The sequence below is a fragment of the Acidocella facilis ATCC 35904 genome, from assembly GCF_000687875.1.
Taxonomy (GTDB): domain Bacteria; phylum Pseudomonadota; class Alphaproteobacteria; order Acetobacterales; family Acetobacteraceae; genus Acidocella; species Acidocella facilis.
The window spans coordinates 40,800-58,961 of sequence record NZ_JHYG01000007.1; the positions used below are offsets into that span (position 1 = coordinate 40,800).

An 18,162-nucleotide genomic window follows, 5' to 3' on the forward strand; every position below is an offset into this window, starting at 1 on the left:
CGTCGTGCAGTGCGCCCTTACGCCGCCTGCTTCTTCAGCAGCTTCTGCTTGATCAGCACCTCGGCGATCTGCACCGCGTTCAGCGCCGCGCCCTTGCGCAGATTGTCGGAGACGCACCAGAAGGCCAGGCCGTTCTCCACCGTCGGGTCCTTGCGCAGGCGCGAGACGAAGGTCGCGTCCTCGCCCTGGCACTCGATCGGGGTGATATAGCCGCCCGGCTCGCGCTTATCCTCGACGACGATGCCCGGCGCCTTGGCCAGCGCCTCGCGGGCTTCCTTCACCGAGACTGGGTTTTCGAATTCGACGAACACCGCCTCGGAATGGCCGATGAACACCGGCACGCGCACGCAGGTGGCGATCACCGGCACGTTGGGGTCGAGGATCTTCTTGGTCTCGACCGCCATTTTCCACTCTTCCTTGGTGGCGCCGTCATCCATGAACACGTCGATCTGCGGGATGACGTTGAAGGCGATATCCTTCTGGAACACCTGGGCGCGTCCCTTCTCGTTCACGAAGGAGACCTTGGTGTTGTTGTAGAGTTCGTCCATGCCCTCTTTGCCGGCGCCGGAGACGGACTGGTAGGTGCTCACCACCACGCGCTTGATCTTGAAGCGGTCATGCAGGGGCTTGAGCGCCACCACCATCTGGATGGTCGAGCAGTTCGGGTTGGCGATGATGTTGCGCTTGGTGTGCAGGGCGATATCCTGCGGGTTCACCTCGGGCACCACCAGCGGCACGTCCGGGTCCATGCGGAATTGGGAGGTGTTGTCGATCACCACGCAGCCGGCCGCCCCCGCGCGCGGCGCGTGAATGGCGGAGACGGAGGCGCCGGGGGAGAACAAAGCGATGTCCCAGCCGGTGAAATCGAAGGTTTCCAGATTCTGCACCTTCAGCACCTTATCCTCGCCGAAGGAGACTTCCTGCCCGGCGGAACGGCCGGAGGCCAGGGCGGCCACCTCGGAGACGGGGAAGTCCCGCTGGGCAAGGGTTTTCAGGATCTCGCGCCCCACCGCACCGGTGGCACCGACGACCGCAACCCTGTAGGACATGACGCTTACTCCAAAAATAAAAGTTCGGGCACCGGGGTTACGGCGAAATGTGCTTGCGCGCAAGCGTTTCACGCCAGAGTGCGAGGGGGGATGCGTGAATAGCATAAGTGTGGGGCAAAGCGCCCCATTCTAGGCGCAGATGAACGCCTGGATATCTGACTTGAACGCGAACGCTCACACCGCGCTGCGCCGGCCTGGGCCGTTTTTCCGGTATTACCCACCCGGCTGGCCCTATGCGGGAATGGCGCTCGGCTGGGTGGCATTGGCCCTATCGCCGTGGCTGCTTTGGATCAAGCGGTTGCCGGCGCTCAAAAAAGTTAAAAATCTGGAATGAATCACTAAAACTTGAGTGGCTTTTGCGGCATTCGAGATGGCAGAACCATGCCAGGAGAGGGGTGCAATGGGCGGCGGCGCGGTCAATGGCATGTTCTGGGGCATAATCGGGCTGGTGCTGGGTATCGCGGCGAGCATCGATAATATTCTGCTGGCCGGCATGCAGGGCCTTGGGATCTATCAGCCGCAATGGCAGGTCTGTATTCTGATTTTCATCGTGGCGCTGGCGGTGATGATGGTGATGCGCGTGCTCGGGGCGTTTCTCGGCGGGCTGACCCTGATTTTCTCCGCGGTGCTGCTGGTGCATTTCGTGTTTCCGACGCTGGGCCACTGAGCGCCCGGGCGGTGTGCGGCGCCTGGCTGTCTCAGGGGCCGCTATGCAGCGTGATCTCGCGCATCCGCCAGCTCAAAGCCAGCCCGCCCAGTGCCATCGCCAGGCAAAGCCCGAAGCCCAGCCGGTAGCCACTGACCGGGTCGGCAAAGCCGCCATCCAGGGCGGCGCCGGCCAAGGTGGCGCCGAACACCCCGCCAATCGCCCGCAACAGCAGCAGCATGCCGGTGGCGATGCCGATTTCCGGCAGATCGGTCAGCGCCTGCACCGCCAGGATGGTGGTGGGCTGCAGCATCCCCACCCCGAAGCCAATCAGTGCCGAGACCGGCACCGGGGCGAGGAGCGGGTTGAGCGTCATCACCAGAAATGCCGTGGAGGCGAGGCTGGTGCCGGTGACGAACATCGCCCGCAGCTTGCCCGTCCGCCGGGCGATCTGTCCGGCCGTATAGGCCCCCGCGACGCCGGTGAGCAGGAATGGCACCAGCTCGATGCCGGCCTGGGCCGGCTTGTCGTGAAAGAAGCGCTGCAGCAGCAGGGGGAACATGAAGATGGCGCCGAACAGGGCGAAATTATTCAGCGCCGCCAGGGCGATGGTGCCGCGCAGCCGGATCAGCAGGCCGGAGGGCATCAGCGGGTGCGGGCTGCGCCGCTGCTGGACGCGCAGGGCGAGGAGTCCGAGCAGGCCGGCCAGCACCAGCCCCGCTTCCGGCCAGGAGAGCCAGCGCAGATCCACCCCGCCCAGGCTGATCGCCAGCAGCAGCAATGTGCTGGCGCCGATCAGCAGCCCCGCGCCGCTGAGATCGAACCGGCCGCGACGGCCATTGATCGGCAGATCCTTCAGCCCGCGTATGCATAGCGCCAGGGCGCACAGCCCTAGCGGCAGATTGACCCAGAAAATATAACGCCAGGAGAGATTCTGCGCGAGCCAGCCGCCCACCACCGGCCCCGCGCCGGAGGCCAGCGCCCACATCGAGGCGAAATAGGCCTGGTAGCGCCCGCGCTCGCGCGGCGGCACCGCATCCGCCACCGCCGCCTGGGAGACGGTGATCAGCGCGCCGCCGGCCAGCCCCTGCAAGGCCCGGCCCAGCAGCAAGGCCGGCACCGACCAGGCCATGGCGCAGAAGAGGCTGGTGAGCACGAAGGCGACGAGAGCCGGGCCCAGCACCTTGGCACGGCCGAACTGGTCCGAGAGTTTGCCATAAAGCGGGGTGGTGGCGGTGGAGGCGAGCAGATAGGCCGAGACCACCCAGGAGAGATGCGTCTGGCCGTGCAGGCTTTGCGCCATTTGCGGGATGGCGGGCAGCACCACGGTCTGGTCCAGCGCGGCCAGGAGCATGCACAGCATCACCCCCTGGACGACGCGCAGGCGCTCGACGTGGCTATAGCGGCGCGGCTTTGCCTGCCCGTCCATGGCTGATCATCCTTATCGGCAATTGTGCTGACCCTTTTGGCCATGGCATGGATTTTGGCAAGATTGCCCGCGCCGGGCCCAGCCATAGGAAACAAGTATGCCTCTCTCCGCCGCCACCGCCCCCCGCCGCCTGCTGCACACCCGCGAGGTGACGCTGCAAGGCTATCTGCGCGAGGACGGGCTGATCGAGGTCGAGGCGCGGATGACCGATGTGAAGAGCTACAGCATGGCCAATATCGACCGCGCCGGCATCCCCGCCGGGGTGCCGCTGCATGATATGTGGATTCGCATGACCCTGACCGTCGAGGAGATGGAAATCGTCGCCTGCGAGGCGGCGATGGATTCGACACCCTATAATATATGCCCGCAAACCGCGCCGAATATGGCGCGGCTGGTCGGCCTGAAGATCGGCAAGGGGTTTTTGCGCGCCGCCGCGCAGCGCGTGGGCGGGGTTGAGGGCTGCACACATCTGCGCGAATTGCTGCAGCCGGTGGCCACCACCGCCTACCAGACCCGCTATTCCGTGCTCAATCACGGGCCCGACGGGGGAGAGGGCAAGGACAAGCCGGGCCTGGCGCCGGCACTGCTGAATACGTGCCATTCTTACAATGAAACCGGGCCGGTGGTGGCGAGGCTGCGCGCGGAGGCGGAACTCTCTGCGCCAAACTGACACAAACCAAGGGCTTGATGCGCCGTTTGCGGGGGCGGGGCACTTATGGCCTTGCTGCGGCGGAAACCCTATGTTACTGCCCCGCCAAGCCTTGCAAGAGGCATTATATTTCAGAGCACGGCAACAAGGCAGGATAAACTTTGGTCGATATCACGGATAATCGTGTCACTGGCCTGGCCGGGCGTTACGCCGCGGCGCTGTACGCGCTGGCGCATGAGCAAGGCGCGCTGGACCAGACCGTCGAGCAGATCGCGGCGCTGGGCCGCCTGATCAAGGAGAGCAAGCCTCTCGCCGCGTTGATCGCCAACCCGCTGACCGACATCGCCCAGGCCGGCAAGGCGCTGGATGAGGCGCTGGCGGCGCAGGGCGTGTCGACACTGGTGCGGCATTTTGTCGGAGTCGTCGCCGCGAATCGCCGCCTGCGCGACCTGCCGATGCTGATCCAGGGCTTCGGCGCCTATGCCGCCGCCAAGCGTGGCGAGGCCGTCGCGGTGGTCACCTCCGCCCACGCCTTGTCCGATACCCAGCGCGCCCAGCTCACCGCCCGCCTGGCCGAAGCTGGCCATGGCACGGTGCGGCTGATTGAAAAGCTCGATGCCGGGCTGCTCGGCGGTCTGCGCCTGCAGATCGGCGACAAGCTCTACGACACCACCCTCAAATCGCGCCTTAACCGGCTGAATTATTCTCTCAAGGGAGCTGCCTGATATGGAGATCCGTCCCGCCGAAATCTCCGAGATCCTGAAGCGTCAGATCGCGGATTTCGACACCGAAGCCAATGTGGCCGAGACCGGCCAGGTCCTCTCCGTGGGGGATGGCATCGCGCGCGTGTTCGGTCTCGCCAATGTGCAGGCCGGCGAGCTGGTGGATTTCCCCGGCTCCGGCCTCAAGGGCATGGCGCTGAACCTGGAAGCCGACAATGTCGGCGTGGTGATCTTCGGCGACGACAAGACCATCCGCGAGGGCGACACCGTCACCCGCACCGGCCAGATCGTCGACGTGCCGGTGGGCAAGGGGCTGCTGGGCCGCGTCGTTGACGCGCTGGGCAACCCGATCGACGGCAAGGGCCCGGTGATGTACGCCGAGCGCCGCCTGGTCGAGACCAAGGCGCCGGGCATCATCCCCCGCAAATCCGTGCATGAGCCGATGCAGACCGGCATCAAGGCGATCGACGTGCTGGTGCCCGTCGGCCGTGGCCAGCGCGAGCTGATCATCGGCGACCGCCAGACCGGCAAGACCGCGCTGATCGTCGACACCATCATCAACCAGAAGGCGGTCAACGCCTCTGGCGATGAGAGCAAGAAGCTGTACTGCATCTATGTCGCGGTCGGGCAGAAGCGCTCCACCGTCGCCCAGCTGGTGCGCACGCTGGAGGAATACGGCGTGATGGAATACTCCATCGTCGTCGCCGCCACCGCCTCCGACCCGGCGCCGATGCAGTATCTGGCCCCGTATACTGGCTGCGCCATGGGCGAATATTTCCGCGATAACGGCATGCATGCGCTGATCGGCTATGACGATCTGTCCAAGCAGGCGGTCGCCTATCGCCAGATGTCCCTGCTGCTGCGCCGCCCGCCGGGCCGCGAAGCCTATCCGGGCGACGTGTTCTACCTGCATTCGCGCCTGCTCGAGCGCGCCGCCAAGATGTCCGACGAGTATGGCGCGGGCTCGCTGACGGCGCTGCCGGTCATCGAAACCCAGGCCGGCGACGTGGGCGCCTACATCCCGACCAACGTGATCTCGATCACCGACGGCCAGATCTTCCTGGAGACCGAGCTGTTCTTCAAGGGCATCCGCCCGGCCATTAACGTCGGCCTCTCGGTCTCGCGCGTCGGCTCCGCCGCGCAGATCAAGGCGATGAAGCAGGTGGCCGGCAAGATCAAGCTCGACCTGGCGCAGTACCGCGAAATGGCGGCCTTCGCCCAGTTCTCCTCCGATCTCGACCCCGCCACCCAGAAGCTACTGGCCCGCGGCGCGCGCCTGACCGAGCTTTTGAAGCAGCCGCAGTTCAAGCCGCTCTCGGTTGCCGAGCAGGTGATCTCCGTCTTCGCCGGTACCCGTGGCTATTTGGACGGCGTCGCGGTGGACAAGATCGGCCAGTTCGAGATGCAGCTGCTTTCCGACATCAAGGTGAACGCGCCCGAGATCGTGAACGCGATCGAGGCCGACCAGCAGATCAAGCCCGAGACGGAAAAGGCGCTGATCGCGTTCATCGAGACCCTGCTCCGCACCTTCGGATAAGCCCATGCCCTCGCTGAAAACCCTGCGCAACCGGATCAACAGCGTCAAATCGACGCAGAAGATCACGAGCGCCATGAAGATGGTGGCGGCGGCCAAGCTCCGTCGCGCGCAGGCCCAGGCCGAGGCCTCGCGCCCCTATGCCGTGCGCATGGCGGAGATGCTGGCGGCCCTGGCCGCCTCCGAGGCGGGCAACCCGAACGCCTCCAAGCTGCTGGTGGGCAATGGCAAGCGCCAGACCCATTTGTTGCTGGCGGTGACGGCGGATCGCGGTCTGGCCGGTGGCTTCAATGCCAATATCGCCAAGCAGGTGCGCCAGAAGGCCGCGCAGCTGACCGCCGAAGGCAAGACCGTTAAGATCTTCGCGCTCGGCCGCAAGGGCAATGACAGTTTGCGCCGCGACATGGGGGCCAGCATCACCGGCACCAAGAACTTCGTCGGCAAGAAGGTCGTGACCTTCGCGGATGCGGAAGAGGTGGCGCAGGAGGTCATTCGCGGCTTCAAGGCCGGCGAGTACGACACCGTGACGCTGATCTTCAACCGCTTCCACAATGTGATGACGCAGAAGCCGGTCGAGCAGCCGCTGATCCCCGCCGCGGCCCCCAGCGCGAACGATAACGCGATGGAGCATAATTACGAGGTGGAGCCGGATGACGGCACGCTGCTGGACCGCCTGCTGCCGCGCAATCTGGCGGTGCAGATCTACGCGGCACTGTTGGAAAACGCCGCGGGCTTCTACGCCGCGCAGATGACCGCGATGGACAGCGCCACCCGCAATGCCGGCCAGATGATCAAGAAGCTGACGCTGAGCTATAACCGGGCCCGTCAGGCGAACATCACCAGAGAGCTGATTGAAATCATTTCCGGCGCGGAAGCCGTTTGAGGACATAGACATGACAAGCAACAACACCGGCCGTGTGACCCAGATCAATGGCGCTGTTGTCGACGTTCAGTTCGACGGCGCGCTGCCCTTCATTCAGAACGCCCTGGAGACCCAGATCGGCGAGCGCCGTCTGGTGCTCGAAGTGGCGCAGGAAATCGGCGAACGCACCGTGCGCTGCATCGCCATGGACAGCACCGACGGCATGGTCCGCGGCCAGTCCGTGACCGATACCGGGGCCGCCATCTCCGTGCCGGTCGGCCCGGGTGTGCTGGGCCGCATCCTGAACGTGATCGGCGAGCCGATCGATGAGCGCGGCCCGATCGTGGCGACCGCCCGCGCGCCGATCCATAACGATGCCCCCTCCTTCGAGGAGCAGGCCGGTTCCGCCGAGATCCTGGTCACCGGCATCAAGGTGGTGGATCTGCTGGCTCCGTATCTGAAGGGCGGCAAGGTTGGCCTGTTCGGCGGCGCCGGCGTGGGCAAGACCGTGCTCATCCAGGAGCTGATCAACAACATCGCCAAGGGCCATGGCGGTGTGTCCGTGTTCGCGGGCGTTGGCGAGCGGACCCGTGAGGGTAACGATCTGTACCATGAAATGATCGATGCCGGCGTCATCAAGCTGAACGAGGACGGCACCACCGACGGTTCCAAGGTCGCGCTGGTCTATGGCCAGATGAACGAGCCGCCGGGTGCGCGCGCCCGCGTCGCCCTCTCCGGCGTGACGATGGCCGAGTATTTCCGCGACCAGGAAGGCCAGGACGTGCTGTTCTTCGTGGACAACATTTTCCGCTTCACCCAGGCGGGTGCGGAAATGTCCGCGCTGCTGGGCCGCATCCCCTCCGCGGTGGGCTATCAGCCGACCCTGGCGACGGATATGGGCGCCCTGCAGGAGCGCATTACCTCCACCAAGAAGGGCTCCATCACCTCCGTGCAGGCCGTGTACGTGCCCGCCGACGATCTGACCGACCCGGCCCCGGCCAACACCTTCGCGCATCTGGATGCGACGACCGTGCTGAACCGCGCGATCGCCGAAAAGGGCATCTACCCGGCCGTGGATCCGTTGGACTCCACCTCCCGCTCGCTCGACCCGCGCATTGTCGGCGAGGAGCACTACAAGGTGGCGCGCGACGTGCAGCGCATTCTGCAGACCTATAAGGGCCTGCAGGACATCATCGCCATCCTGGGCATGGACGAGCTCTCCGAGGATGACAAGCTGGTTGTGGCCCGCGCCCGCAAGATCGAGCGCTTCCTGTCGCAGCCGTTCCATGTCGCCGAAGTCTTCACCGGTTCGCCAGGCGTGTTCGTCGGCATCGAGGACACCATCCGCTCCTTCAAGGGCCTGGTGAATGGCGATTACGACCATATGCCGGAAGCGGCCTTCTACATGGTCGGCGGCATCGACGAGGCGATCGCCAAGGCCGAAGCCCTGGCGGCGAAGGCCTGATCCATGCCCTTGGCCCTGGAAATCATCAGCCCGGAGCGGCTGCTGCTGGCCCGTGAGGTCGACATGGTCGTGGTTCCGGGGACGGAAGGCGATCTCGGCATCCTGCCGGGCCATTCCAAGCTGGTCACCAGCCTGCGCGGCGGGCTGGTCGATATCTACGAGGCCGGGAAGATCACCGACCGCTTTTTTGTCACCGGCGGTTTCGCCGAGGTGACGGAAGGCCGCTGCTCGGTGCTGGCGGACGAGATCATCCGCCAGGCTGATCTCGATCCGGCGGCGGCGCAGGCGAAGCTGGCGGAGGCCGAGGCGGCCTTCGCGGCGGTGAACCTGCAGGATGCCGACGCCTATCGCGAAGCCTCAGATACGCTGATCTCCGCCCAGGCGATGGTGGATAGCGTGGCGCTCGCGCCCGCGGCCTGAAATTTTTACGTTGCTCCCTGAGTAACCTTAAGGCGCCCCTCGCGGGGCGCCTTTTTTATGGGCCGGCGCAGCGGTGGACTCCGAGCGCTGTCAGTTCTCGTATTTTTTCACGATTGGGGCGATGGCCTGGGCGATCATCGTCATGCCCTCACGGTCAGGATGCAAGGCCGGCTCCGGTGGGGTGAGATGCGGATCGACAAAGAGCGAGGCGTCCACCTTGCCGTCCTTGATGAACAGATGCCGCAGATCGACGAAGGTGACGCCTTCATTCCCCTCATAGTGCTTGGCGAGATCGGCGTTGGTGGCGATGGTCTGCGCATCCACCCAGGGGCCGCGAATGCAGGGCAGCACGCCCAGCAGCAGGATATGCGCCCCGGGCAGGCGCTTCTGGGTGTTCGCCACCACGGATTCGATGCCGGGCACCGTCATCGCGGCGTCCCAATGTACCCGGCCGAAATTATTGGCGCCGATCAGGATGATGGCGAGCTTCAGGTGCAGCCCTGCCACCTGGCCATGGTCGAGCCGCCAGATCAGCGAGGCGGTGGTGTCGCCGATGAAGCCGAAATCCAGCGCGTCATAGGGGCCGTAATATTTGTCCCAGACCGGCTTGATGTCGTCATAGCCATGCCCGCCCTGGCGCTGCCAGTAATAGGTGATCGAATCGCCCAGCCAGACCAGCCTGGCGTTGGGATGCGCGGCCTTCTCGACCAGCGTGGCGTGCCAGCGGGCATTCCACCAGGGCAGGTCGGTGCGGCCGATCGGCGCCTCGGCGAGATTGACCTTGGCTTGGGCGGCGGTGGGGGCGAAGGCAGGGGCGAGCAGCAGGGCGGCCGCCAGCAGAGCGCGCCTCACAGCCCGCCCCACAGCAGCGCCAGCGAAGCCACGCCGGCCAGCGCGCAATAGATCGCGAACGGCTTCATCGCCCACTCATCATGGTCCTTGAAATAGCGCATCAGGAAGGCGGTGCTGGCATAGGCGACGATGCCGGAGACGATGGCCGCCACCAGCGAGATGCCGAACAGCGCATGCAGCTCATGCGCCTTGATCAGCTTCGGCACTTCGGCGGCGGCGGCGGCGAGGATCACTGGCGTGCCCATCAGGAAGGAGAATTTCGCCGCCCCGGCATAGGAGATGCCGCGCTGCAACCCGCCGACGATGGCCGCCCCCGAGCGCGAAATTCCCGGCAGGAAGGCCAGGCACTGGAAGATGCCGATGATCAGCGCGTCCACATAGCCGATGGTGGTGCCGCGCAAAGGCTGGCCGCGCCGGCGCTCGCCGGCCAGCAGCACGATGGCGTTGAGGATGAGAAAGCCGGCCGCGATCATCGGGCTGGCGAAGAGATGGGCGATATGTTTCTTCAGCAGCGCGCCGATGATCACCGCCGGGATGGTGGCGACGATCAGCTTGCCCAGCAGCGCCCGGGCGGAGGCGTTTTCGGCCTCATAGCCCAGCCCCAGCACGCCGCGCGCCATCACCAGCCATTCCACATAGAAATAGGCGATCAGCCCGAAGGCGGTGCCCAGATGCAGCATCACCAGGAAAGGCAGGAAGCTCGGCGCCGCCTGGTCCACATGCCAATGCAGCAAGGCCGGCACCACCACCGCATGGCCCAGCGAGCTGACGGGGAAGAGTTCCGTCGCCCCCTGCAGGATGGCAAACAGCACGGCATGCAATAAATCCATGAAATCATCCCCTCAGCTATGGCGCGGTCAAGCCGGACGCCCCATTTGCTGCTTCGCAGAATTTTCCCGCGCCGTTAAGTCGAGGCCCATGTCTGAATCATCTCCGTCCCGACAAATGGTCGGGTTGCTTGCCGCCTCCTGCGGGATTGTCGTGGCGAATATTTATTATGCGCAGCCGCTGATCGGGTTGATCGGCCCGGCGCTGCATATGGGCGGGCAGGCGGAAAGCCTGATCGTGACCCTGACCCAGCTCGGCTATGCGGCGGGGCTGCTGTTCCTGGTGCCGCTGGGGGATCTGGTGGAGAATCGGCGCCTGGTGGTGCTGACCATCTCGGCGGCGATCATCCCGCTGCTGCTGGCTGGATTCGCCTGGGATGCGCGGGTGATGCTGGTGGTCTCGGCCTTGATCGGGGTGACCTCGGTGGCGGTGCAGATGCTGATCCCGCTGGCGGCGCACCTGACACCTGAACATCAGCGCGGCAAGGTGGTGGGGATGGTGACCTCCGGGCTGCTGTTCGGCATCCTGCTGTCGCGGCCTGTCGCCTCGACCATCGCGGCGTTCTCCTCCTGGCGGATGGTGTTCTTTCTCTCCGCCGCGGCGATGGCCGGGATGGCGGTGCTGCTGAGCCGCAAATTGCCGCATCGGCAGCCGGCGGCGAACCATCATTATTTCGCGCTGCTGGGCTCCTTGTTCACGCTGCCGCTGCGCTTCGCGGTGCTGCGCCAGCGCGCCTTGGTGCATGCCGCGTGCTTTGCCGGGTTCTCGCTGTTCTGGACCGGGGTGCCGCTTTATCTGGCCGCACAGTTCGGCTTCACCCAGCGCGGTATCGCGGTGTTCGCGCTGGTGGGCGCGGCGGGGGCGCTGGTGGCGCCCTGGGCCGGGCATATGGCGGATCGCGGCCATACGCGCGCCGGCACCATCCTGGCGCTGCTGGGCGTGATGCTGGCCTTTCTCATCGCGGCTTTGGGGGCGCAGATCCATTCGGTGCTGATGCTGGCGCTGGCCGGCATCGTGCTGGATTCGGCGGTGCAGACCAATCTCGTGCTCAGCCAGCGCTCGATCTATATTCTCGCCCCTGAACTGCGTTCGCGGCTGAATGGCGTGTTCATGGCCGGGTTTTTTCTCGGCGGCGCGGCGGGCTCGGCCGCTTGCGGCGTGCTGTTGGCGCAAGGTGGCTGGATTGGGCTGTGCATCGCCGGCGGGGCTTTGGGGCTGGTGGGGCTGGGCTATTTTCTCAGCGTGCGCCGGAGATGAGCCTTGGTCTTGTGTTGCTGATCGTCGCGGTCAGCCTGGGCTGCATCATGGCGCGGCCCTTCGGGATGAAGGAGGCTTGGCCGGCTCTGGCCGGGGCATTGCTGCTGGTGGGCCTAAGCGCGCTCTCGCCGCGTGGCGCGCTGGCGGCGGTGGGGCAGGGGACGCAGGTTTACCTGTTTCTCATCGGCATGATGCTGCTGGCCGAGCTGGCGGTGCTGGAAGGCGTGTTCGACTGGGCGGCGGCGCATCTGGCGCGCTGGGCCGGGGGCTCGGCGCTGGCGCTGTTCACGCTGGTTTACGCGCTGGCGGTGGTGATTACGGCGCTGCTCTCCAATGATGCGACGGCGGTGGTGTTCACCCCGGCCGTTGCCGCCATGGCCGGGGCGGCGGGGGCGCGGGACAAGCTGCCTTATCTGCTGATCTGCGCTTTCGTCGCCAATGCCGCCTCGTTCCTGCTGCCGATTTCAAATCCGGCCAATCTGGTGCTGTTCGATGGGCATATGCCGCGCCTGGGGGAATGGCTGCGATTGTTCGGTCTGGCCTCGGTGCTGGCAATCCTGGCGAGTTACGCGACCTTGTGGCTGACCCAGAAGGCGCATCTGCGCGAGAGGTTGCAGGTGCCGGATGAGAGCGTGCCACTGCGCACCGGCGGGCGCTGGACGCTGGCCGGGCTCGGGGTGGCGGCGCTGCTGCTGATCGCCGCGGCGGCCTTTGGCTGGGCCTTGGGCACGCTGACCTTCCTGCTCGGGGCCGGGTGCCTGGTGCTGGTCAGCCTGCTGACGCGCACCCCACCCTGGCAGGCCCTGCGCGGCGTCTCTTGGAGTGTGCTGCCGCTGGTGGCCGGGCTGTTCGTGATGGTGGCGGCGTTGGACCAGGCCGGGCTGGTGCGGGTGCTCTCCGGCTTCGCGCATGCCGGGATTGGGCCAATAGGTGCCGGGCTGGGGCTGCTCAGCAATCTCGCCAATAACCTGCCGGTCGGGCTGCTGGCGGCGCATCTCTTCGCCCAGGCCCCGGCCGGGGCGAAGGCGGCGGCGCTGATCGGGGTGGATCTGGGGCCAAACCTCTCCGTCACCGGCTCGCTGGCGACGATCCTCTGGCTGAATGCGCTGCGCCGCGAGGGGCTGGCGATGAGCGCCTGGCGGTTCCTGGCGCTGGGCGCGGTGATGATGCCGCCTGCTTTGGCACTGGCGCTGCTCGGCTTGTGGGCGAGTCTCTGACCCTTTGACAGCGTCTGGTTGTGCTGGTTTCATGCCGTTTCTGTAACGGAGGCGGGGATGAGCCTGGCACGGCGCACCGCGCACGGGGCGGCCTGGAATTTCGCGACCGTGCTGGCCGAGCGCGCAGCCGGGTTTGCCATCCTGGCCTTGCTGCTGCGGGTGGTGCCGGCGCGTGATGTCGGGCTGATCGCGATTGCCTCGGCGATGTCCGAGCTGGCCAAAATAGTGGCCAATTCCGGCGCCGGCGAACAGGTGCAGGCCAGCCCTGGCGACCGCGCGGTGGAGGCCGGGGCGTTCTGGAGCCAGCTGCTCACCGCGCTGTTGTTCATGGCCGGGTTGTGGCTGCTCGCGCCGTGGGCGGCGCGGCTCTATCATCTGCCGTTGCTGCGGGCGGTGCTGCGGGTGATGGCGTTGAGCGTGGTGATGACCTGCTGTCTCATCGTCCCCTCGGCGCGGCTCAGCTCACAATTCCGGTTTCGTACCATCGGGCTGATCTCGCTCGGCAGCACGCTGCTCGGGGGCCTGTGCGCGCTGCCTCTGGCCTATGCCGGGCAGGGCGTCGCGGCCCTGGTGGCGCAGCGTCTGGTCGGGGTGGGCTTCTATGCGCTGGTGGCCAGCGCCTGCGCGCGCTGGGTGCCGCCGCGCCCGCCTGGCTGGGCGGTGCTGCGCGCCGGCTTCGCCTTTTCGCGCCCGCTGATGGAGGCGGCCTTTGTCGATTTCATCGCCCTCACCGGCTATGTGTTGCTGCTGGGGTTGATGCTGCCGCTGGTGGCGCTGGCGCAGTTTCGCATCGCCCAGCGCCTGCTGGAGGTGCTGCAGGAGGTGGCGTTTCTGCCCGCCCGCAAGCTGGTGCTGCCGGTACTGGTGGCGGTGCGTGACGACCCGCCGCGCCGGGCTTTGGTGTTGCGCCATATTCTCGATGCGCTGTGCCTGCTGATCTTCTTCGTCAGCGCGGTGAGCGGGGCGGCGGCGCGGCCTTTGGTGCTGCTGATGTTCGGGCCGGGCTGGGCAAGGGCGGTGCCGGTCTTCGCCATTCTCAGCCTGGTGGCGCCGAGCCTCGCCCTCTACGGCATCATCAACCCGTTGCTCACCGCGCTGGGGCGGGTGGGGCTCGTCTCCTGGTATGCCTGGGTGAATGCGCTGAGCATGTTGGCGACCTGCTGGCTGGCCGCACCGTTCGGGTTGGCGGCGCTGGCCTGGGCGCTGGCGGCGCGCGGGGCGGCTTCCTCCTTGCTGTTTCTGCTGGCGCTGCGCCAGGGCCAGCGCGATCTGGCCTGGCCGCTCTTCCGGCTGCTGCTGGTGCCACTGGCCGGGCTGCTTGGCGCGCGGCTGGCGGGCTGGGTGGTCACGCCGCTCTTGCCGGCGGCGTTGGGGCAGGCGCTGATCCTGCAGGCGGGCATTGCGGCGTTGGCTTTCATCGGCATCGTGCTGGTTTTGGCGCCGGTGCGGCTGCGGGCCTTGGCGCGACGGCTGCGGCTGGCACTGTTTCCCTTGCCCAACCGGCCCCATGCTGGTTGAATGGCGGCACCCATGGACGCACCGCCGATCACCCTCCACCGCCCGGCGCAGCAGCTGGCCGGCCTTGTGCTGACCTCGCCGCATTCCGGCCGGGTCTATCCGGAGGCGTTCCTGCAGGCCTCGCGGCTGACGCCAGAGGCGATCCGCGGCTCGGAGGATAGTTTCGTCGAGGAGCTGTTCGCCGCCGGTCCGGCCTTGGGTGTGCCGCTGCTGGCGGCGGAATTTCCCCGCGCCTGGTGCGATGTGAATCGCGAACCCTGGGAGCTGGACCCCAACATGTTCGCGGACCGGTTGCCCGATTACGTGAATATCGCCAGCCCGCGTGTAGCCTGCGGGCTGGGCACGCTGGCGCGGATCGTCGGCACTGGCGAGCCGATCTATGCCCGCAAGCTGTTCTTCGAGGAGGCGCGGGCGCGAATCGAGAGCTGCTGGCGGCCTTTTCACGAGGCGCTGGCCGGGCTGATCGAGGAAAATCTGGAGCGGTTCGGCTATTGCCTGGTGCTGGATTGCCATTCCATGCCCACCCCGTTCAGCCGGTTGAGCCCGCGCCCGGACATTATTCTGGGCGACGCGCACGGCGCCAGCTGCCGCCCGGCCTGGTCGAACTTCATCGAAGGGCAATTTCTCGGGCAGGGATTTTCGGTGCGCCGGAATGACCCGTACGCTGGCGGCTTCATCACCCGCCATTATGGCCGCCCGCATGAGGCGGTGCAGGTGATGCAGATCGAGCTGGCGCGCGGGCTTTACATGAATGAGCGCCAATATACCCGCAAACCCGGCTTCGAGGCGGTGCAGGCGCGGCTTTCCGCGATTCTGGCGGAGGTGATCCAGACCCTGCGGCAAGGCGGCCTGCCTGGTCCGTACTTCAAGCAAGCGGCAGAGTAAAAAAAAGGCGGTGCATAAAGCACCGCCAAGTTTAGGGAGGAAACGTCCAAGAAACAGGGGAGAAAACTCACCCTGTAAAATCGTTTTACCTAAACTCATGTTGCAGTGCAAGAGAAATTTTGCGGCGCAGCATAAATCCGCTCCCCGGCCACCTCATGCCGGACCGGCTTTTTCCTCGGGGCGCTGGCCCGGCAGGCCGTGCCGTGCGAGATCCGGCTGAATCGCGACGATTATTCTTCATCCTGGGCTTTACCTTCGCGCGCCCGCCGATTATGAGCGTCGGGCTGGTGCCGTTCAGGCGACGCTGTGCACCGGAGGGGTGGCCGAGAGGCTGAAGGCGGCGGTTTGCTAAACCGTTATACGCTGTCAAGGCGTATCGTGGGTTCGAATCCCATCTCCTCCGCCAGCACAACCTATTGATTTTCAATATTTTTTAAGCGGTTTTCGCGCTTTCGGTATACTATTTGCCGCCCCGGTATGACCGGTGCGGCTTTCCGGTCAGGCCTTGAAGTTGATTTCCGCACTCTGGCGCACCAGGCCGAGGCGCGGGAAGATCGTCTTGATCGCGAATTCATGCGCGCCGTCGCCGAGCGAGGTGCAGAGATCCTCGGCAAGCACCAGCTGATAGCCATGCTCCCAGGCCTGCCGCGCGGTGGATTCCACGCCGATATTGGTGGCGATGCCGCAGAGCACGATATTTGTGATGCCGCGGCGGCGCAGCTGCAGGTCCAGCTCGGTGCCATGAAAGGCGCTCCATTGGCGCTTGATGATGGTGACATCGCCCGGCTGCACCAGACCTTCGACGAAATTCAGCCAGTCATCGGGCAGCGTGCCGTGATTGCCGGGGGCGTCCACCTGCTGGCGCAGCGCATCCCCGAAATCCGCGTGCCAGCCGACATGCACCGGCACCACCAGCACCCCGGCGGCGCGGCATTTTTCCACGAAGGGCAGGGTGCGGGCGACGATGTCCGCACCGCTGCGCGGGCTGGTGGGCAGGGCGGTGATGCCGTTCTGCAGGTCGATGAGCACCAGGGCGGTGCGGGCGGGATCAAGCTCGGTCATGGCAACAGCCTTTTCAGATAAGGGGGACTGTATTATGAGGATTTCCTCACATTCGGATATATGAGCGTGTCCTCACATTCGTCAAGCGCGACCCAGCCCGGCAAGGCGCCCAAGCAGGCGCGCGGCGTGCAGCGTGTGGCCGCACTGCTGGAAGCCGCCGCAAGCCTATTTGCGGAAAAAGGCGTGGAGGCGGCGACGATGACCGAGATCGCCAAACGCGCCGGGGCGCCGATCGGCTCGCTCTACCAGTTTTTCCCCTCCAAATCCGCCGTGGCGATGGCGCTGCTGGAGCGCTATGCCGCGCGGCTGGAGGAAAGTCTGGGGGCGCTGCGCGATGCCGCGCCGGGTTTGAGCCCGGAGGCGCTGGCGGCCGGGCTGCTGGCGGTGCTGCGCGCGCATGAGCAGGACCGGGCGCTGGCGCCTTCCTTGCTGGAGGCTTGTGCGGATCTGGTGGGCCAGGCGCGGCCGTTCCGTGCGCGCAGCCGCGCTTTGGTGGAAGCCGTTTTGCTTCAAGCCAGGCCGCCACTCGCCCCCGGCCGCGCGGCGGCGATGGCGATGCCGGTGCTGCTGATGATGAAGCAGGTGCCCAAGGCAGGGCAGGAGGAAGAGCTGGTGGCGGAGCTGACGCGGATGCTCGGGATGTATCTGCGCGCCGGATAAGGGAAATGATGTAAACGTTTTCATTTTCATAAAAGCGTTTCCGGACTGTCGCGAAATTGTCATCGGCGGCGCGCTAAAGCGCCCGCATGAAATCGCAACCCCGCCCCACTTTGCACGATGTCGCCGCGCAGGCCGGTGTCTCCATCGCCACCGTCTCGCGAGTGCTGAATGGCGGGGCGCGGATTAGGCCGGAGACGGCGCAGCGCGTGCAGGAGGTGGTCCGCGCCTTGGGCTTTCGGCCCAACCGCATGGGGCGGGATCTGCGCAGGGGGCAGAGCCGGGCTGTCGGCGTGTTGCTGCCCACCCTCGCCAACCCGGTATTCGCCGACAGCGTCTCCGGGATTCAGGAGGCGGCGCGCGAGGCGGGCTGGACGGTGCTGATCACCTCCAGCGATTACGACCCCGCCCAGGAGCGGGCGGCGATGGAGGGGCTGCTGGCCGAGCGCGTGGCCGGGCTGATCGTCACCGTCGCGGATGCCGAGCGCAGCCCGACCCTGGATGCGCTGGACGAGGCCGGTCAGCCTTATGTGCTGTTTCACAATGAATCGCCGTTTCCGGAACGCGCCAGCGTCGCCGTCGATAACGAGGCGGCCGGGGCGGATGCGGCGCGCGCGCTGATCGCCCAAGGCCATCGGCGGCTGGCGATGGTGGCGGGGCGGTTTCTCGCCTCGGACCGTTCGCGCCGTCGCCATCGCGGTTTCATGCAGGCGGTGGCGCAGGCCGGGCTGCCGGCGCCGGCCTTGATCGAGGCCGATTTCAATGCCGAGGCGGCGGCGGCGCTGGGCGGCGTGTTCACCGCCTCTGGCCGGCCGACCGGGCTGTTCTGTTCGAATGATCTGCTGGCGCTGCGCACCATCGCCGGGTTGCGCGCGCTCGGGCTGGCGGTGCCGGGGGATGTCTCGGTCATCGGCATGGACGGCATCAATGTCGGCCAGCTGATCAGTCCCAGCCTCGCCTCCATCGTGCAGCCGGCCCGCGAGATGGGCCGGCGCGCCTTCCTGCATCTGCTGGCGCGCCTGGCCGAGGCCAGCCCGCCCGCGCAGATCCGCCTTTCCCATCGCTACCGGCCCGGGCAGTCGCTCGCGGCCGCAACCCCCCAGGAGTGAC

General features: G+C 66.2%; 19 protein-coding genes and 1 tRNA gene. 15 read left to right on the plus strand and 5 right to left on the minus strand.

Annotated elements, in window-relative coordinates:
- Positions 1–17: 17 nt before the first annotated feature.
- Entirely contained in the window at positions 18–1,049 is a 1,032-nt protein-coding gene (locus T331_RS0110525) for an aspartate-semialdehyde dehydrogenase (RefSeq protein ID WP_026439985.1), read from the minus strand.
- 160 nt (positions 1,050–1,209) lie between these two features.
- Here T331_RS0110525 and T331_RS19925 point away from each other — a divergent pair, with 160 nt between their 5' ends.
- A complete protein-coding gene (locus tag T331_RS19925) occupies positions 1,210–1,383 on the plus strand; it encodes a hypothetical protein (RefSeq protein ID WP_155992685.1) in 174 nt (57 codons plus the stop codon).
- A gap of 66 nt (positions 1,384–1,449) precedes the next feature.
- Positions 1,450–1,716 (plus strand): hypothetical protein, encoded by a 267-nt coding sequence (locus tag T331_RS0110535; protein WP_026439986.1) that lies wholly within the window; start codon positions 1,450–1,452, stop codon positions 1,714–1,716.
- Positions 1,717–1,747: 31 nt separating this feature from the next.
- Here the strand turns inward: T331_RS0110535 and T331_RS0110540 are convergent, their stop codons facing one another.
- Positions 1,748–3,124 carry an MDR family MFS transporter gene (locus T331_RS0110540; RefSeq protein WP_051622316.1) on the minus strand — a complete coding sequence of 459 codons (1,377 nt, stop codon included), beginning with the start codon at positions 3,122–3,124 and terminating at the stop codon, positions 1,748–1,750.
- A gap of 97 nt (positions 3,125–3,221) precedes the next feature.
- On the opposite strand from T331_RS0110540, the gene T331_RS0110545 reads away from it, so the two are divergent.
- The 6 genes from T331_RS0110545 to atpC all read left to right on the plus strand — a co-directional run bounded on the left by T331_RS0110545 (position 3,222) and on the right by atpC (position 8,776).
- Positions 3,222–3,794 (plus strand): DUF2889 domain-containing protein, encoded by a 573-nt coding sequence (locus T331_RS0110545; protein ID WP_008492398.1) that lies wholly within the window; start codon positions 3,222–3,224, stop codon positions 3,792–3,794.
- A gap of 140 nt (positions 3,795–3,934) precedes the next feature.
- Complete coding sequence (atpH, locus tag T331_RS0110550; protein WP_026439988.1) at positions 3,935–4,498, plus strand: ATP synthase F1 subunit delta; 564 nt, start codon at positions 3,935–3,937, stop codon at positions 4,496–4,498.
- Position 4,499: 1 nt separating this feature from the next.
- On the plus strand, positions 4,500–6,032 hold the full coding sequence (gene atpA, locus T331_RS0110555; protein WP_008492401.1) for a F0F1 ATP synthase subunit alpha: 1,533 nt from the start codon (positions 4,500–4,502) through the stop codon (positions 6,030–6,032).
- A gap of 4 nt (positions 6,033–6,036) precedes the next feature.
- Complete coding sequence (locus tag T331_RS0110560; RefSeq protein WP_026439989.1) at positions 6,037–6,912, plus strand: F0F1 ATP synthase subunit gamma; 876 nt, start codon at positions 6,037–6,039, stop codon at positions 6,910–6,912.
- A gap of 10 nt (positions 6,913–6,922) precedes the next feature.
- Complete coding sequence (atpD, locus tag T331_RS0110565) at positions 6,923–8,356, plus strand: F0F1 ATP synthase subunit beta (RefSeq protein WP_008492404.1); 1,434 nt, start codon at positions 6,923–6,925, stop codon at positions 8,354–8,356.
- A gap of 3 nt (positions 8,357–8,359) precedes the next feature.
- On the plus strand, positions 8,360–8,776 hold the full coding sequence (gene atpC / locus T331_RS0110570) for an ATP synthase F1 subunit epsilon (protein WP_026439990.1): 417 nt from the start codon (positions 8,360–8,362) through the stop codon (positions 8,774–8,776).
- Positions 8,777–8,866: 90 nt separating this feature from the next.
- Here the strand turns inward: atpC and T331_RS0110575 are convergent, their stop codons facing one another.
- Both T331_RS0110575 and T331_RS0110580 read right to left on the minus strand, forming a co-directional pair.
- A complete protein-coding gene (locus T331_RS0110575; RefSeq protein WP_026439991.1) occupies positions 8,867–9,628 on the minus strand; it encodes a GDSL-type esterase/lipase family protein in 762 nt (253 codons plus the stop codon).
- Entirely contained in the window at positions 9,625–10,458 is an 834-nt protein-coding gene (locus T331_RS0110580) for an undecaprenyl-diphosphate phosphatase (protein WP_026439992.1), read from the minus strand. The genes T331_RS0110575 and T331_RS0110580 overlap by 4 nt, the downstream gene beginning before the upstream one ends.
- 115 nt (positions 10,459–10,573) lie before the next feature.
- Between T331_RS0110580 and T331_RS0110585 the strand changes: the two genes are divergently transcribed.
- The 5 genes from T331_RS0110585 to T331_RS0110605 all read left to right on the plus strand — a co-directional run bounded on the left by T331_RS0110585 (position 10,574) and on the right by T331_RS0110605 (position 15,739).
- Complete coding sequence (locus T331_RS0110585; RefSeq protein WP_211248713.1) at positions 10,574–11,713, plus strand: MFS transporter; 1,140 nt, start codon at positions 10,574–10,576, stop codon at positions 11,711–11,713.
- Positions 11,710–12,930 carry an SLC13 family permease gene (locus T331_RS0110590; RefSeq protein WP_035179928.1) on the plus strand — a complete coding sequence of 407 codons (1,221 nt, stop codon included), beginning with the start codon at positions 11,710–11,712 and terminating at the stop codon, positions 12,928–12,930. Before T331_RS0110585 ends, T331_RS0110590 begins: the two co-directional genes overlap by 4 nt.
- Positions 12,931–12,987: 57 nt before the next feature.
- A complete protein-coding gene (locus T331_RS18080; RefSeq protein ID WP_051622317.1) occupies positions 12,988–14,448 on the plus strand; it encodes an oligosaccharide flippase family protein in 1,461 nt (486 codons plus the stop codon).
- Between the two features lie 12 nt (positions 14,449–14,460).
- The gene (locus tag T331_RS0110600) at positions 14,461–15,333 is read left to right on the plus strand and encodes an N-formylglutamate amidohydrolase (RefSeq protein WP_244876934.1); all 873 of its coding nucleotides are present in this window, start codon (positions 14,461–14,463) and stop codon (positions 15,331–15,333) included.
- Positions 15,334–15,646: 313 nt separating this feature from the next.
- Positions 15,647–15,739: transfer RNA gene (locus T331_RS0110605), tRNA-Ser, on the plus strand.
- Between the two features lie 92 nt (positions 15,740–15,831).
- Here the strand turns inward: T331_RS0110605 and T331_RS0110610 are convergent.
- On the minus strand, positions 15,832–16,395 hold the full coding sequence (locus tag T331_RS0110610; RefSeq protein ID WP_026439996.1) for a hydrolase: 564 nt from the start codon (positions 16,393–16,395) through the stop codon (positions 15,832–15,834).
- A 60-nt stretch (positions 16,396–16,455) separates the two neighbouring features.
- Between T331_RS0110610 and T331_RS20290 the strand changes: the two genes are divergently transcribed.
- Positions 16,456–17,055, plus strand: coding sequence for a TetR/AcrR family transcriptional regulator (locus T331_RS20290; RefSeq protein WP_035179932.1), 600 nt, complete (start codon positions 16,456–16,458; stop codon positions 17,053–17,055).
- Positions 17,056–17,141: 86 nt separating this feature from the next.
- Complete coding sequence (locus T331_RS0110620) at positions 17,142–18,161, plus strand: LacI family DNA-binding transcriptional regulator (RefSeq protein WP_026439997.1); 1,020 nt, start codon at positions 17,142–17,144, stop codon at positions 18,159–18,161.
- The last annotated feature ends 1 nt before the right edge of the window (position 18,162 follow it).

What these genes read in the sequence shown, in the direction of transcription:
- T331_RS0110525 (WP_026439985.1), bottom strand. Translation starts at nt 1,049, where the DNA reads ATGTCCTACAGGGTTGCGGTCGTCGGTGCCACCGGTGCGGTGGGGCGC.
- T331_RS0110535 (WP_026439986.1), top strand. Translation starts at nt 1,450, where the DNA reads ATGGGCGGCGGCGCGGTCAATGGCATGTTCTGGGGCATAATCGGGCTG.
- T331_RS0110540 (WP_051622316.1), bottom strand. Translation starts at nt 3,124, where the DNA reads ATGGACGGGCAGGCAAAGCCGCGCCGCTATAGCCACGTCGAGCGCCTG.
- T331_RS0110545 (WP_008492398.1), top strand. Translation starts at nt 3,222, where the DNA reads ATGCCTCTCTCCGCCGCCACCGCCCCCCGCCGCCTGCTGCACACCCGC.
- atpA (WP_008492401.1), top strand. Translation starts at nt 4,500, where the DNA reads ATGGAGATCCGTCCCGCCGAAATCTCCGAGATCCTGAAGCGTCAGATC.
- T331_RS0110560 (WP_026439989.1), top strand. Translation starts at nt 6,037, where the DNA reads ATGCCCTCGCTGAAAACCCTGCGCAACCGGATCAACAGCGTCAAATCG.
- atpD (WP_008492404.1), top strand. Translation starts at nt 6,923, where the DNA reads ATGACAAGCAACAACACCGGCCGTGTGACCCAGATCAATGGCGCTGTT.
- atpC (WP_026439990.1), top strand. Translation starts at nt 8,360, where the DNA reads ATGCCCTTGGCCCTGGAAATCATCAGCCCGGAGCGGCTGCTGCTGGCC.
- T331_RS0110580 (WP_026439992.1), bottom strand. Translation starts at nt 10,458, where the DNA reads ATGGATTTATTGCATGCCGTGCTGTTTGCCATCCTGCAGGGGGCGACG.
- T331_RS0110585 (WP_211248713.1), top strand. Translation starts at nt 10,574, where the DNA reads ATGGTCGGGTTGCTTGCCGCCTCCTGCGGGATTGTCGTGGCGAATATT.
- T331_RS0110590 (WP_035179928.1), top strand. Translation starts at nt 11,710, where the DNA reads ATGAGCCTTGGTCTTGTGTTGCTGATCGTCGCGGTCAGCCTGGGCTGC.
- T331_RS18080 (WP_051622317.1), top strand. Translation starts at nt 12,988, where the DNA reads ATGAGCCTGGCACGGCGCACCGCGCACGGGGCGGCCTGGAATTTCGCG.
- T331_RS0110600 (WP_244876934.1), top strand. Translation starts at nt 14,461, where the DNA reads ATGGACGCACCGCCGATCACCCTCCACCGCCCGGCGCAGCAGCTGGCC.
- T331_RS0110610 (WP_026439996.1), bottom strand. Translation starts at nt 16,395, where the DNA reads ATGACCGAGCTTGATCCCGCCCGCACCGCCCTGGTGCTCATCGACCTG.
- T331_RS20290 (WP_035179932.1), top strand. Translation starts at nt 16,456, where the DNA reads ATGAGCGTGTCCTCACATTCGTCAAGCGCGACCCAGCCCGGCAAGGCG.
- T331_RS0110620 (WP_026439997.1), top strand. Translation starts at nt 17,142, where the DNA reads ATGAAATCGCAACCCCGCCCCACTTTGCACGATGTCGCCGCGCAGGCC.